Origin of the sequence: Rhodopila sp., from assembly GCF_035548235.1 — a bacterium.
GTDB lineage: Bacteria > Pseudomonadota > Alphaproteobacteria > Acetobacterales > Acetobacteraceae > Rhodopila.
Window position 1 is genome coordinate 50,900 of record NZ_DASZTJ010000126.1, and the last position, 14,890, is coordinate 65,789.

A 14,890-nucleotide genomic window follows, 5' to 3' on the forward strand; every position below is an offset into this window, starting at 1 on the left:
GGTCGTTGGGCAGATGACCAGTGGGCAGATGGTCAGTGGATGGTGACCGATGGCGGGCGGCCGGTACCGGCATACTCCCGCAACACCCGCGCGACCGCCTCGGCGGCGGCGGTCAGGCTGATGAAGCCGCCAACCTCCGTCATCTTGTCCCAATGGACCCGGTCGAGCTGGTAGCCATGCTTATGCGTGGAGATGATGAAGCTGGGGCCGATCATGTCCTCCCCATCCTCGGGCACGACGATCAGGCTGGTGTCGTCGATCTCGACCCCGTGCATTTCCACAACCCATCGCGGCGCAACGTCAGCCAGCATGGCTTCGACAACCAGCAGATCGCGAAGCGTGATGGGCGAGGGCGTGATGGCAACGGGCGCGGTGCGGGATACAACTGAACCGGGCCGTTTCGAGGTTGCCATTCAATTCTCCATAGTTAGCCTGGTCGAACCGCCGCCTACGGTGGACGACGTTCTGACATGTCCGGGCGGAAATGCAAAGTATCTAATTCGTTGACTCAACTATATTTTGTTTCGGACGATCTCAATCATCGCTGCTTATCTCGCGCCGCGCGTCATCCTCGCCGACCGCCGTGCCAAGGTCAATATCGCGCCGCGCGCCAACTCATCGTGCGGCCAGCCCGTTCGCTTGCACCCGCGTTCGGCCTCCGACAGGGCGGAAAGCGCCTGCATCAGCAACGAATCGGTCCATAAACCTAACGACCGGGTAAATGCATTCATTTTCTGATAAAAAACCGGTGGCCGAAGCGTTTTGACCGCATCGGCAGCGGACAGGCCACGCTCCTGCATGGCAAGCCGAGCGCGATGAAGCCGCTGAAGATGGGTCATGGCGGCGCGGATGACGGCGACCGGGTTGGCGCCTTCGGCCATTGCCGTCTCCAACGCGCGGTCGGCCTTCGCCACGTCGCCCGTGGTCGCCGCGAACAGCGCGTCGTCCAGCGACAGCCCGGCCAGGTCGCCGATGCAGGCCATCGCCGCCTCCAGGTCGACCGCGCCGCCCGGCCCCACGTATAGCGCCAGCTTCTCCAACTCTGCCCGGGTCGAGGCCCGGTCGGCACCGAGATGCTGCGCCAGCCAGTTCAGCGCATCCGGCTGCACCCCCACCTCCGCCGCCTTCAACGTCGCCCTGATCGTGTCCTCCAGCGCTCGGCCTTCCTCGGGGTAGCACCCGATCGCCACCCCGTCGTCCGCCGCTTCCAGCAGGGTACGAAGCTTGGAGCGGCTGGCGAGGCCCGCGCCTTCCAGGATCACCAGGGCGGTCCCGGCGCCCTTCAAGGCCTGGGATGCCGGCTCCGCCGCCGCGTCGGTCACCTCCCGCACCCGCACCACGCGCCGGCCGCCCATCAACGAGAGGCCCGCCGCTTCGTCGGGCAGGCGCCGGATGTCCTCGCGTGCCAGTTCGGTGACCCGGAACGGATCGTCGAGTGAGCCGGCCACCAGGCGCACCAGGGTTTCGGCCCGCTCCCGGATCATGCCCAGGTCGTCGCCGTACAGCAGCACCATGCGGACCTTTCCGGGGTCGCGCAGGAAGCCGTTGACCTGCGAGGGAAAGAGCTTCACCCGGCCTGCTTGTCCGCCTGCTTGTCCGCCTGCTTGTCCGCCTGCCTGTTCGCCCTTTGGCGGAACCAGATGGCCAGTTGCGTGGTGATCTGCTGCGCGATCGCATCGGCGATGCGCTTCTGCACCACCTCGGTCTCGAGGTCGGAGGCGAAATACTGGCCGTCGAAGACGTTGATCCCGTCCATCGACCGTGCGCTGCCGCTGGTCAGCGTGGTGTTGTGGCCGTCATGCGCAAGCAGGCTCCAGGACGCGTTGCCGATGAAGCGGACGCGGGTGGCGATGGTGCTTTCCTGGATGCCGATCCCTTCGCCGGAAATCCCGAAGGACACGGCCAGATCGTATTTCGCCGGATCCCCGGCGTCGCTGTCGAACTGCTGCTGCAACGCCTGGCGCAGCAACTGGCCCGGGCGTTCGGGGATGATGCGGACGAAGACGGTGGCGAGTTCGCGCTGCGCCGGGCCTTCCTTGCCCGAGGCGGTCCGCATGTAGACCGGCTGGAAGCCGCAGCCGCCCAGCAGCGCCGGAACGGCGAGCAGCAACCCGCGGCGGGTGATCCCACGTGAGATCCGGGGGGCGATCCGGGGGACGGGCAAGCGGGTCATCCGGCGGTCACGAAGTTGATGATGCGGTTCGGCACGTAGACTTCCTTGACGATCCGCTTGCCTTCCAGCGCCTTCGCGACGTTGGGTTCGGCCTTGGCGGCGGCGAGGTTCGCGTCTTTCGCCGCATCCGGCGGCACCTCGATCGTGCCGCGCAGCTTGCCGCCGACCTGGACGGCATAGGTGACGGTCTCGGCGACCAGCAGCGCGGGGTCGGCATCCGGCCAGGGCAGGTCCGCGACCAGCGTGTCTTTGCCGTTCGGATGGGCCGGGTTCAGGTGGGCGTAAATCTCCTCGGCCAGATGCGGCAGCATCGGGCTGGCGAGACGCACCAGCATCTCCACCGCCTCCCGACGCGCCCACAGCAGGCCGGGTTCGGCGGCGGCGCGTTCGGCCTCGGTGATCGCGTTGGCGAGTTCATACAGGCGCGCGACGGCGACATTGAACGCGAAGCTTTCCAGCGCCTCGGTCACCGTGGCGATGCAGCGATGGGTGGCGCGTCGCAGGGCGCGGGCCGATGCGCCGAAGCTGTCGGGGCGCGGTTCGTCGCCGGTGATCGCTTCGGCCAGGCGGAAGACGCGCTGGGTGAAGCGGTAGGCACCCAGGACGCCGGACTCGGTCCACTCCATGTCGCGTTCCGGCGGGTTGTCGGACAGGATGAACCAGCGCGCGGTGTCGGCGCCGTACCGCGCGATGATGGCGCCCGGATCGATGGTGTTGCGCTTGGACTTGCTCATCGCCTCGACGCGGCCGACGGTCACCGGCTCCCCGGTCTCGCGCAGGGCCGCGGTACCATCCGGGCGCTTCTCGACTTCCTCGGGGTAGAGCCAGCGTCCGTCGGCGGCGCGGTAGGATTCGTGGTTCACCATGCCTTGGGTGAACAGGCCGGCGAACGGCTCGTCTACCTTCACGTGGCCGGTGGCCTTCATCCCGCGGGTGAAGAAGCGGGAATACAGCAGATGCAGGATCGCGTGCTCGATCCCGCCGATATACTGGTCGACCGGCAGCCAGTGATCGACGGCGGCGCGATCGACCGGGATTGCGGCGTGCGGGGAGCAATAGCGGGCGAAATACCAGGCGCTGTCGACGAAAGTGTCGAACGTGTCGGTCTCGCGGCGGGCGGGCTTGCCGCAGACGGGGCAGTCGACATGCTTCCAGGTCGGATGGTGGTCCAGCGGGTTGCCCGGCCTGTCGAAGGTGACGTCATCCGGCAGCCGCACCGGCAGGTCCTTGTCGGGCACCGGAACGACGCCGCAGGACTGACAGTGGATGATCGGGATCGGGCAGCCCCAATAGCGCTGGCGCGAGACGCCCCAGTCGCGCAGGCGCCAGTTCACGATCCCCTTGCCGACCCCCTGCTCCTCCAGCCGCGCGATCGCCGCGCGCTTGGCGGAATCGACGTCCAATCCATCCAGGAAGCCGGAGTTGAAGATCGTCCCGGGGCCGACATAGGCCTCGTTCTTCAGCGTGAAGCCGGCCGCGTCGGCATCGGGCGGCAGCACCACCGGCGTGACGGCCAGGCCGTATTTGCGCGCGAAGTCCATGTCGCGCTGGTCGTGGCCGGGACAGCCGAAAATGGCGCCGGTGCCGTATTCCATCAGGACGAAATTGGCGATCCAGACCGGGTAGGTGGCGCCCTCGATGAACGGGTGCTTCACCCGCAGCCCGGTGTCGTAGCCCAGCTTCTCGCCGGTCTCGATCGTGGCCTCCGACGTGCCGCGGCTCTTGCAGTCGGCGATGAAGGCGGCGGCTTTCGGGTCCTTGGCGGCGACCGCGTCGGCCAGCGCATGTTCGGGGGCGATGGCGAGAAACGCCATGCCGAACAGCGTGTCCGGGCGCGTGGTGTAGACCTCGACCTGGCCGCCATCCACGAGGTCGAAGGCCATCCTGGCGCCTTCGGACCGGCCGATCCAGTTGGCCTGCATCAGGCGGACGCGTTCCGGCCAGCGGTCCATCGTCTCCAGCGCGTCCAGCAGTTCCTGGGCATACTTGGTGATGCTGAAGAACCACTGGCTGAGCTGCTTCTTCTCCACCGGCGCGCCGGAGCGCCAGCCCTTGCCGTCGATCACCTGCTCGTTTGCGAGCACCGTGCCGTCGACCGGGTCCCAGTTGACCCAGCTTTCCTTGCGCTCGACCAGGCCCGCCTTCAGGAAATCCAGGAACAGCCTCTGCTGCTGCGCGTAGTATTCCGGCTGGCAGGTGGCGAACTCCCGCTCCCATTCCAGCGACAGCCCCATGCGCCGCAATTCGGCGCGCATGTTGGCGATGTTGTCGTAAGTCCACTTCGCCGGGTGGATGCCGCGTTCCCGCGCCGCGTTCTCGGCGGGCAGGCCGAACGCGTCCCAGCCCATCGGGTGCATGACGGAAAAACCCCGCGCGCGCTTGTAGCGGGAGACGACGTCGCCCAGCGTGTAATTGCGCACGTGGCCCATATGGATCTTCCCCGACGGATAGGGGAACATCTCCAACACGTAGTATTTCGGCTTCCCGTCGGCCGGCACGTCCGCGACCCGGAAGCAGCCGCGTTCGGCCCAGGCCTGTTGCCAGCGCGGTTCGGCGCTGGCGAAGTCATAGCGTGGCGAGGCGTCCGAGGCGGGTTGACCGGTGCCGGATTGACCGGTGCTGGTTTGGGCATTGTCGTTCATGGCCGGATGTATCGGTCGCGGACGTGTTCCGTGCAAGTGTTCTGACGGCCAGCAGGCCTGCCCTGTTCGGCCCGCCGCCGGCAGGCAGGCAGGCCTAATCCCGCGACGCCTCGATGGAGGTCACGGTTTTCCGACCCGACCAGGGCCGGGACCAGGATGGAGACCAGGCCTCGTCGGTCCAGGCCTCGTCGGTCCAAGCGGGGCGCGCGCCGCCGGCAAAGGCCTCATAGGCGTCCGGCGCGTCGCAGAACGTCACCTCGTCGCGCTCGATCAGGTGATAGCGCACGTCCCGGCCGTCGGCGATCAGCGTGTTGTACAGCGGCGCGATCTCCAGCTCCGACCGGCCGATGCGCGGCACGAACGTCTCCAGGCGCCGGTGGTAGGCATCGCGGAACAGGTCGGCGGAGCCGAAATAATAGAGCCCGGTGCAGCAGAGGTTGGAGATGCGCTCGCGATCGGCGGCTTCGACGACGCGGCCCGGCACGTCCTCGTCGGGCCGGACGAAGGAGGCGTGGTAGCCGCCGCCTGCGAAGACCTCCAGGTAGCCGTCCGCCTTGCGGGGAATCTCGCGCGGGAAGCGGTAACCGGGACGGACGGCGCCGATATCGAAGATGATCAGCGGCTCGTATCCCCGGACCCGCATCTCATCGAGGCCCAGCTGAACGGTCTCGGCGGGGCCGCGGGTGGGATGGATGCAGACGATGCTGCCGGTCCGGATGCCCAGCTTGTACGCCTCGTTGCGCACGAAACCGGCCTCGCCGTGCTCGTTGCGGAGCACGAACATGAACGGTTCGGTCTTGAAATAGGCCTGGAACGACCCGACGGCGTGGGCGAACACGGACTTGCCGAACGCCTGAAGCATGAATTTCGGCTGGCGGTAGCCAGCATCGGTGAAACGTCCGTTGAACCCCGCCATCGGTATCACGATCATGCCGCTGATCCTCTCCGCTTGGTCCTCCACCCGGAGTTTGGAACATCCGCACTGCAATGGGCAATACAACGCTGCGTGGCTGCGCCGGAGAGATCCCCTGCAGGCTTCCCGCACCAGACCACGATCGTATGGCGAAAATGCGATCCTGCCGGCGCCGCGGCGGATCGGCGGCGGCATCAACCGGCGCCGACCAGGGCGTCCACGCGGTCCAGGACGTACCGGCCGACCGCGGGGTCGGTCGCATAGGGCAACGTGCGCAACAGGTGAAACGCCGCCAGCGCCGGGAGTCGCGCGGCGTCACCGGGGAAAAAGCCCGCCAGCACGTGCTCGAAATGCCCGACGGCCCGCACGAGGTTGAGCCGTGCGTTCAGCAGGTCGACCCCCTCCGGGTCGCGCACGGCAAGGTGGCGGAGGAACCACTGCCCTTTCAGGTCCTGGTAGAGCTTGCCGATGTCCAGGGCGACGGACTCCTGCGCCGGAACGTCGAAATCGATGAACATCACCGAACCGTCCGGCCGCAGCAGCATGTTTTCCAGCGTCAGGTCGCCATGCGCGGGGCCTTGGGGCAGTCCCGACCAGTCGCCCCGGGCCAGCACCGCCGCGGCCCGTTCGACCCGGTCCAGCATCGCGCGCACCGCGCCGCGGCCGGCGCAGCGCCGCACGATGTCGTCCAGTTTCCGCGGGAAACCGGCGGGATCGATCGTCCCGGTCGCATCGGTGCGGAAGCGGTCGAGCATTGCCCCGATCAACGCCGCCACCTCCGGCCAGTCGATCGCGCGTCCCGAGACCAGGCCGTTCGCCAGGCTCTCGCCGGGCACGTAGTCCATGTCGAACCAGAACAGGCCGTCCCGGAGGCCCTCCGCGCGGGGCGCCGGACATGGGATACCGGCGGCATGCGCCCAGGCGAGCTTGGCGGCCTGGCCCCGCAGGCGCTCATTCTGCCCCGCATGCCGCGCCTGCTTGCGCACGAAGGCGCCGTCCCGATTCTCGATCAGCGTGATGTCGACGCCGGAAAACCCCAGCAGCGCGCGCCGCGTCCCGCCGGGGGGATGGGCCATGTCAGGGCTCGCGGTCCAGCAGGCGGTGATCCTCCTGCAGGACATCCGGCAGGCTGGCGCCGTTGCGCGGCAGGTTGACCGCGACCGCGGACGGGTACGGGTTCGACGGCGCGTAGTCGTTCACCAGGTAGCGCCTCCCGTGAAGGCAGCCCATCACCAGCGCATGCACCTGCAGCCCCACCGCCTCCAACGCCGCGAGCGTCGCCGCACGGTGGGCTTCCGGCCGGGCGGTCATGAAAATGAGCTGGGCGCCGCTTGATTGGAGGGAACGGATATGCGCGACATTCGCCTCGATCGGCTCGACCGGGTCGCCCCAGTAGGGCGGGAAGAATTCGCTCTGGTTGCGGAATACCACGCCGTCGATGTCCAGCACGATCGCGGGCAGCCGGGCGCGATAGGCATTCCAGTCGGCGCGCGTGCCGATATCGACAAGGTCGCCGGCATGGACGGGCTGGAACACGTGGCCCTCCATCATCGCCGCCTTGATGACGTGGGAAACGAAACTCTGCGCGCCGCCGGTCAGCCCCGCCAGCGCGTCATAGGCCCGCCGGAACAAGGCGGCATCGGAAAACCCGTACAAGCCCACGGAGATGAAGTTGGAGACGACGTTTTTCTCGACGATGTCGGCGACCAGCCCCTGCTCGTTCAGCCGCACATAGCTCTTGCGCCCCGGTTCCGAGACCGAGGCCATCGACCGCAGGTCGGCGACCGCCAGGAACGATCCGTCCGGGACGCCGTCGGGCAGGGAGAAGAACGAGTCGCTGTCCTTGATGCAGATCGGGCCGGTGACGCCGGCCCGCTCGATCGCCGTGCGCACGGTGGCCGCCGGTCCGTTCGTGGGTTCGTCCAGCACCACGCACTCGATCGGGCGATCGAAGGCGCGGCGCAGGGCGGCGATGACGCCATACCGGGTCTCCGCTTCCCGCAGGAACACGACGATCGTACGGCGGACGCGGGCGCGCGGCACGGTCTCGGCGGCGCGCGCCACCAGCAATTGGCCAGCGGGCGTCGTCAGCAGCCATTTCGGGCGGCGCTCCGAACCGGGCTTCAGCGGCGCGCCGCAGGGGACGATCAGGGTGATGTCGGCGGTGGTCTCCATCACGGGCCTCCTTCCAGAAGCGTCCGGACATGCGCCGCCAGCGCGGGATCGGCGACCGCGGCGGCGTGTTCCTCCGGCGTGCCGAAGGACCAGTAGGCGTCGGCGTCTTCCAGCCGCACCGTCAGGCCCCGGGCGATCAGCACGTTGAAGGCGGCCGAGACGTAGAACTCGCCCCCCACCCGCCGGCCCTCGCCGACGATCGCACGGGCGACGCCGAAGAACAGGTCGGCGGAGGCGAACCCGTAAGCGCCGATCAGGGCGTGGTCGGAGATCGGGTCCTTCTCGGCGGTGCGGACGACGCGGCCGGCCTCGACCAGGGCATAGCTGTAGCGCGGCAGGCGCGAGCGGAAGGACAGCAGCAGTCCGGCGGTGTCCCGCATGGCGCCGAGTCGGTCGCAATAGGCCGGGGCGGCGAAGGTCAGGTCGCAATCCATCACCACCAGCGGGCCCGTCCGGTCGGTGACCAGCGGATCGGCGGCGAGGCAGGTCTCCAGCGCGCCCCCGGTCGGCGCCGGGACCGTGGCGATCCTTGCCCCGGGCAACGCCGCGCGCAGGCGGGCGCCGAGGCCGTACGCGGCATCATGTGCCGCCTGGATGACGCAGACCACCGCCGCATCGGGGACGCCGCGGCGGAGCGACTGGGCGGCGAGACGCGCCATCGGAACGCCAAGGACGGGGACCAGCGGCTTGGGCCGCGTTTCCCCGGCATCGCGGAAACGCTGGCCGGCGCCGGCCATGGGCATCAGGATCGTCGTCCTCGTCATGCGCTACCCGTTGCGCCGCGCCGGCCGTCAGCCGAGCGGCTGGGTCAGTCTTCTGGCATAAATCGGCGGGCGTAACTATCGGCGTCCGCATGCCCACACGGCGACGCCTGCCGGCCGGTCGCCGAGCGGCGCCTATCCGTGCAGCGCCGCCCAGACCACCGGCGGGGTCAGCGGCATCTGCAGCGTCTTCGCCTGCGCCGCCCGTCCCGCCCGCACCAGCGCATCCGCGACGGCATTCACCACCGCCGGCGTCGCGCCGATCGTGCCGAGCTCCCCGACTCCCTTCACGCCCAGCGGGTTGTTGAGGCATGGGATGGACTGGTCCAGCCGATGCTCGAAGTCACGGATGATCTCGGCGCGCGGCATGAAGTAGTCCATGATGCTCGCCGTCGTCACCTGGCCCGACTCAACATCGTATTGCATGAATTCGCCCAGGGCCTGGCCGATCCCCTGCACCGCCCCGCCGTCGAGTTGTCCCCGCACGATCATCGGATTCACGACGCGGCCGACGTCGTTGACGGATTTGTAGGACACGATCTCGACGAAACCGGTCTCCGGATCGATCTCGACCTCGCAGACATGGCAGCCGTTCGGCCAGCTTGGCCCGTTCACCTTGCTGGTGGCATCGACATAAATCCGCTTCTCCGGCTGCTGCCCCGCCAGCTCGAACAGGCCGATCGCTCGATCGGTGCCGGCGACGCGGAACAGGCCGCCGGCGTATTCGATGTCGGCGACGGCGGCTTCCAGCGCCTCGGCCGCCAGGTCCTTGCCGTTCGCGACCGCCGTCTCCGACGCATGCCGGATCGCGCTGCCGGCGGTGAACAGCGACCGCGACCCGGCGCTGCCGAAGCCTTGGCCGCGATCGGTGTCGCCCATGACGATCCGGATCCGCTCGATCTCGACCTGGAACGTGTCGACGACGAGCTGGGCATAGGAGGTCGCGATCCCCTGCCCCATCGGCATGGTGGAGGCATAGACCTCGATCGTCCCGTCGGCGGAAACCTCGCAGGTCACGCGCTCCTCGAACGCGTTGCCGCCGGTCCATTCCAGGAAGGAGGCGACGCCGCGTCCGCGCAGTTTGCCGCGCGCTTTCGATTCGGCCTCGCGCGCCGCGAAGCCGTCCCAGTCGGCGAGTTGCAGGCCTTGTTCCAGGATCGAGCCGAATTGGCCCGAATCGTAGACCTGGCCCATGGCGTTCTTGTAGGGCATCAGGCCCGGATCGATGACGTTGCGACGACGGATCTCGGCGGGATCCAGGCCCAGCTTCCGTGCCGCGGCGTCCATCAGGCGTTCGATGATATAGATCGCCTCCGGCCGGCCCGCGCCGCGATAGGCGGCGGTGGGTGCGGTGTTGGTCAGCACCGCCGACATCGCGAAGTCGATGGTGCGGATGTCGTAGATGCTGGTGGAGACCCAGGGACCGATCATCAACTGGATGATCATGCCGGTGGTGCCGCCATAGGCGCCGACATTGGCCAGCGTGCGGATGCGGAACCCGGTGACCTTGCCGTTGGCGTCCAGCGCCAGTTCGGCATGGGTTTCGATGTCGCGGCCATGGGTGGCGGAGAGGAACTCCTCGATCCTGGCGGGCGTCCACTTCACGGGACGGCCGATGGTGCGGGCAGCATGGACGACGACGATGTCCTCAGGGTACAGGCCCGTCTTCATCCCGAACCCGCCGCCGACGTCGCCGACCACGACGCGGATTTCCTCCTTCTCCAACCCCAGCGTGGCGCACAGCGTGTCGCGCTGGCCCGACGGCATCTGGCTGGAGACGCGCAGCGTGGTCCGGTTCCCTTCGGGCGTCGCCAGGGAGGCTCGGGGTTCCATCGATACCGGCGCCAATCGCTGGTTCTTCAGCTCCAGCGAGACGGTATGCGCGGCGGCGGCGAAGGCCGCGTCGCAGGCGGCGCGGTCGCCATGCGTCATCTGCGCGGCGACGTTGCCCGTCGCCTCGGGCCAGACCAGCGGCGCGCCCTCGGCGGTCGCCTGGGCCAGTGTAACGACGGGGGGCAGTTCGTCGTACTCGACCATCACGGCCTCGATCGCGTCGCGCATGGCCTCGGCGGTCTCGGCGACGACGGCGACCACGGCCTCACCCACGAAACGCACCGTGTCCTGGGCCAGGCCGGGCCGCAGCGGCGTCGCGCCGGGCGATCCGTCGGGGCGCTTGAAGATCGGTCCGATCGGCAGCGGCTCGACGCCGGCGGCCAGCAGGTCCGCGCCCGTGAAGACGGCGACCACGCCCGGCATCGCCGCTGCCGCACTGGTATCGATCGAAACGATCCGGGCATGCGCGTGGGGCGACCGCAGGAAGCCGATGACGGCCTGGCCGGGCACCGTGACGTCGTCGGTGAACCGGCCCTTGCCGGCGAGCAGACCCGCGTCCTCGATGCGCCGTACTTCGCGCCCGCTGCCGAAGCGCCCGAAATCCATCCCGTCTGGCATGCTGTCGTCCCATGAAGGTCTGTGAAACTTGCCATACATCCGTCTCGGCAGACGTAAAGGCAAGGCACGCGGGACCAGGCGGCCCTGCGCGAGGGGGTGATGCGTGGTATCGTGACCCTCAGATGGCCCCGATCCGGATTTTGTCCATAGCCGGCTACCGCTCGCTGCGCGACGTGCGGTTGGAGCTGGATGCGCTGACGGTGATCACCGGCGCCAACGGCAGCGGCAAGTCCAGCCTCTATCGCGGACTGCGCCTGCTGGCCGATATCGCCCAGGGGCGGGTCATCCAGTCCTTGGCGCAGGAAGGCGGGCTGCCGTCGGCGCTGTGGGCGGGTCCCGAGACGATCTCGGCGGCGGTTCGGCGCGGATTGCTGCCGGTCCAGGGGACCACGCGGAAGCATCCGGTCAGCGTCCGGCTGGGCTTCGCGTCCGAGTCCTATGGCTACGCAATCGACCTGGGACTGCCCCAGCCGCCGGCGGGACGGTTCCTCAAGGACCCGGTGATCAAGGCGGAATCGCTGTGGACCGGCCTGGCGTTACGGCCGTCCAGCGTATTCGCCGAACGCCGAGGGCCATCGGTCCGGGTGCGCGACCGGGCGGGCGCCTGGCAGCAAGCGGCGGTGAACCTCGCGACGTACGACAGCATGCTGACGTACTGCGCCGATCCGCGCGACGGCGGCGACCTGCTGGCGATGCGGGAGGCCATGCGCGCCTGGCGGTTCTACGACCACCTGCGCACCGACGCGCAAGCGCCGGCCCGCCGCGCGCAGGTCGGCACGCATACGGCGGTGCTGGCGGGGGACGGGGCGGACCTTGCCGCCGCCATCGCCACGATCCAGGAGATCGGCGCCCATGAGGCGCTGGACGCCGCCATCGCCGACGCGTTTCCCGGCGCGACGATCGGCGTATCCGACACCGATGGCTATTTCGAGGTCGAGATGCGCCAGCATGGGCTGCTGCGTCCGCTGAAGGCCGCCGAACTGTCGGATGGAACGCTGCGCTATCTGTTGCTGGCGGCGGCGCTGCTGACGCCGCGGCCGCCGCCGCTGATGGTGCTGAACGAGCCGGAGACCAGCCTGCATCCCGACCTGCTGGAACCTCTTGCCCGGCTGATCGCCAGGGCGTCGGACAAATCGCAGGTCATCGTGGTTTCACACGCCGAACGGCTGGTGCGGGCCTTGCGGCACGGCGGCGCCCGATCGATCGTGCTGGTGAAGGAACTGGGCGAGACCCGAACGGACGGCGAGGCGCCGATCGCCTGGACCTGGCCGACACGATAGCGCCTTTCGCGACAGCCCTCTCGAGGCGCCTCCTCGCAGACCGGCTCAGACGCGCTGGCCGCCGTCGATATGCACCTCGGACCCGGAGATGTAGAGCGCCTGATTCGAACAAAGAAAGAACAAAAGGTCCGCCACTTCCGATGGCTTGCCCATGCGCCGCAGCGGGATGTCGCGGTTCACGATCTCCTCGGTGCCGGGGGAGATGATCGCCGTGTCGATCTCACCGGGGGAAACGGCATTCACCCGCACGCCATGGCGGCCGAGGTCGTTCGCCATCTCCCGCGTCAGCGCCGCCAGCGCCGCCTTGGAGGTGGCATAGGCCGCGCTGGCGAAAGGATGCACGCGCGAGCCGACGATCGAAGTCATGTTGACGATGCTGCCGCGCGACTGGATCAGCGCATCGGCGAACCCCTGGGCGAGCAGGATCGCGGAAAAGAAGTTCACGTTAAAGATATGCAGCCAGTCGGCATAGGCCATCTCCAGGCTGTTGATCTTGCCGCCGTCGGGGTGCTTGGGCGAGATCGCGGCGTTGTTGACCAGCGCGTCCAGCCGGCCGCCGGCCATCTGCTTGATCCGCGGCACCGCCTCGCGCACCGCTTCGACGTCCGCGAGGTCGAGCTGCACATGGTTCTGCTCCCCGCCCGGCCAGGGGCAGCGGGGATCGAAGGCATGGCGCGAAACGGTCAGCACCCGCCAGCCGGCGGTACCGAACCGCTTGACGGTGGCGTGGCCGATGCCGCGGCTGGCACCGGTAAGCAACAGGACGGGTTGGTCGGCGCCTGACATCGGAGGGTTCCCCATGCGCCCCATGCGGACGCTGCGTCCGCGACGGGCAGGCGGACACCATAGCGGTTTTCCCGCGGACGTGCATCCCGCTTGCGGGCCAAGGGCGTGATCGCCCACCATGCCAGCCGAATGAAGCCCCTGCAGGCGCGCCCAGCCGCGTCCAGACCGAAAGCCCAGAGGATGCCGCATATCCTGCCCGTCCCGACCCTCGACCACGTCGTCGTCAATGCGCGCGACCGGCTGGACACCGCGGCCGAGACCTATTCGCGCCTCGGGTTCACGCTGACCCCGCGCGGCTATCACACGCTGGGTTCGATGAACCACCTGGCGATGTTCGGCACGGATTACCTGGAGCTGATCGCCGTCCCGCCGGGGGCGGCGGACCGGCCGGAGGTCATGGCTGCGCCGGTCGGGCTCGACGGCCTGGTCTTCGCCTCGGAGGACGCCGCCGCGACCTATGCCGCGCTGCAGGAGGCCGGGGTGCCGATCGACCCGCCGCAGCAGTTTTCCCGTCCGGTGGAGGTCGACGGCCGCCGGGCGGACGCGACCTTCCGCACCACGCGGCTGAGGCGGGAGGCGGTCCCGGCCGGCCGGCTCTATTTCTGCCAGCACCTGACCCGCGACCTGGTTTGGCGCGACGCCTGGCGCCACCACGCCAACGGCGCCGTGGGCGTCGCACGTGCGGTGATCGCGGCGCAGGAGCCGGCGCCGCTGGCGGCGCTGTTCGCGCGCATGTTCGGTCCCGAGACCGTGCGCCCCATGGATGACGGCTTTGCACTGATCGTGGGTCTGGCCCGCTTCGACGTCGTGACGCCCGCCGCGCTGTGGGAGATGTTCGGCGACGCCGCCGCCGAAAGCCGTGGCCGCCCCGACTACATGGCCGCGCTGAGCGTCCGGACCGTTTCGCTGGACGCCGCGGAACGCGCGCTGGAAGCCGGCGGAATCCGCGGCATCGACCGGATCGGCACAAGCGTCCTGGTACCGGCGTCCGAGGCGTTCGGGGTCACGATCGAGTTCACCATCTAAGGAGTTGCAAGGGCTTGGGAGGCGCTTCTCCCGCCGGTTGAAGTGGTATTACGGATCGCTTAAATACCGTTTAAGGTGTGGGGTGGAAGGAGCAGGCTCGGCTCGCCATCGTGCTGATTTCGCATCGGGATCGAACCGGGGGGCTCAACCCATACGCGTTATAATTAAAAACGAATGGTGTCTTTGCGATAGACCCACACTATGTTGGCAGCCGTAAGTGGAAGGCTGTTTGACAGGCAGCTACCATCGACGTTTTGGTTGAAGGAACTCACATGAAAACCCGTACGTTTATCGCGGCCCTAGCGACAGCGACCCTGCTGGCTGGCGTGCCGCTCATGACCCAGCCGAGCTTCGCGCAGACCAGTACCACGAAGCAGAAGACCGACGGTGAGAGCCCGACCATTGTTGGCCCCGGCTCCCACGCCTACAAGCAGAAGACGGCGGCGCACAAGACGACGACGCACGCCAGCGCGGCCCACAAGCAGAAGACCGACGGCGAGAGCCCGACCATCGTCGGCTCCGGCTCCAAGGCCTACAAGCAAAAGACCGATGGCTCTTCGCCGACCGTCGTCGGGCCGGGCAGCCAGGCCTACAAGCAGAAGACCGACGGCTCCTCGCCGACCATCGTCGGGCCGGGCAGCCAGGCCTACAAGCAGAAGACCGACGGCTCCTCGCCGACCATC

General features: G+C 68.4%; 13 protein-coding genes. 3 read left to right on the forward strand and 10 right to left on the reverse strand.

The genetic code is table 11. The annotated features are described in order from the left end of the window. Positions 1-32: 32 nt before the first annotated feature. The 9 genes from VHB27_RS11130 to VHB27_RS11170 form a co-directional block, all read right to left on the reverse strand. On the reverse strand, positions 33-413 hold the full coding sequence (locus VHB27_RS11130; RefSeq protein ID WP_325600293.1) for a hypothetical protein: 381 nt from the start codon (positions 411-413) through the stop codon (positions 33-35). Positions 414-548: 135 nt separating this feature from the next. Further along, complete coding sequence (gene holA / locus VHB27_RS11135; protein ID WP_325600296.1) at positions 549-1,571, reverse strand: DNA polymerase III subunit delta; 1,023 nt, start codon at positions 1,569-1,571, stop codon at positions 549-551. Then, entirely contained in the window at positions 1,568-2,173 is a 606-nt protein-coding gene (gene lptE, locus VHB27_RS11140; RefSeq protein ID WP_325600298.1) for an LPS assembly lipoprotein LptE, read from the reverse strand. The genes holA and lptE overlap by 4 nt, the downstream gene beginning before the upstream one ends. Continuing rightward, positions 2,170-4,815 carry a leucine--tRNA ligase gene (leuS, locus tag VHB27_RS11145; protein WP_325600300.1) on the reverse strand — a complete coding sequence of 882 codons (2,646 nt, stop codon included), beginning with the start codon at positions 4,813-4,815 and terminating at the stop codon, positions 2,170-2,172. Before leuS ends, lptE begins: the two co-directional genes overlap by 4 nt. A 94-nt stretch (positions 4,816-4,909) precedes the next feature. Next, positions 4,910-5,746 (reverse strand): capsular biosynthesis protein, encoded by an 837-nt coding sequence (locus tag VHB27_RS11150; protein ID WP_325600302.1) that lies wholly within the window; start codon positions 5,744-5,746, stop codon positions 4,910-4,912. A 176-nt stretch (positions 5,747-5,922) separates the two neighbouring features. Continuing rightward, positions 5,923-6,804 (reverse strand): phosphotransferase, encoded by an 882-nt coding sequence (locus VHB27_RS11155; RefSeq protein ID WP_325600304.1) that lies wholly within the window; start codon positions 6,802-6,804, stop codon positions 5,923-5,925. Position 6,805: 1 nt separating this feature from the next. Next, positions 6,806-7,903: a hypothetical protein gene (locus tag VHB27_RS11160; RefSeq protein WP_325600306.1), complete on the reverse strand. Its 1,098-nt coding sequence runs from the start codon at positions 7,901-7,903 to the stop codon at positions 6,806-6,808. Next, positions 7,903-8,667, reverse strand: coding sequence for a glycosyltransferase family 2 protein (locus tag VHB27_RS11165; protein WP_325600308.1), 765 nt, complete (start codon positions 8,665-8,667; stop codon positions 7,903-7,905). Before VHB27_RS11165 ends, VHB27_RS11160 begins: the two co-directional genes overlap by 1 nt. A 132-nt stretch (positions 8,668-8,799) precedes the next feature. Then, positions 8,800-11,115: a xanthine dehydrogenase family protein molybdopterin-binding subunit gene (locus tag VHB27_RS11170; protein ID WP_325600310.1), complete on the reverse strand. Its 2,316-nt coding sequence runs from the start codon at positions 11,113-11,115 to the stop codon at positions 8,800-8,802. Between the two features lie 122 nt (positions 11,116-11,237). Here VHB27_RS11170 and VHB27_RS11175 point away from each other — a divergent pair, with 122 nt between their 5' ends. Beyond that, on the forward strand, positions 11,238-12,395 hold the full coding sequence (locus VHB27_RS11175; RefSeq protein ID WP_325600312.1) for an AAA family ATPase: 1,158 nt from the start codon (positions 11,238-11,240) through the stop codon (positions 12,393-12,395). Positions 12,396-12,440: 45 nt separating this feature from the next. Here VHB27_RS11175 and VHB27_RS11180 read toward each other — a convergent pair whose 3' ends face one another. Further along, positions 12,441-13,181, reverse strand: coding sequence for an SDR family NAD(P)-dependent oxidoreductase (locus VHB27_RS11180; protein WP_325600315.1), 741 nt, complete (start codon positions 13,179-13,181; stop codon positions 12,441-12,443). 180 nt (positions 13,182-13,361) lie between these two features. On the opposite strand from VHB27_RS11180, the gene VHB27_RS11185 reads away from it, so the two are divergent. Together VHB27_RS11185 and VHB27_RS11190 are read left to right on the forward strand one after the other, a co-directional pair. Next, positions 13,362-14,207 carry a VOC family protein gene (locus VHB27_RS11185; RefSeq protein WP_325600317.1) on the forward strand — a complete coding sequence of 282 codons (846 nt, stop codon included), beginning with the start codon at positions 13,362-13,364 and terminating at the stop codon, positions 14,205-14,207. Between the two features lie 272 nt (positions 14,208-14,479). Then, positions 14,480-14,890 (forward strand): hypothetical protein (locus VHB27_RS11190; RefSeq protein WP_325600319.1); only part of this gene is annotated, 411 nt, incomplete at its 3' end.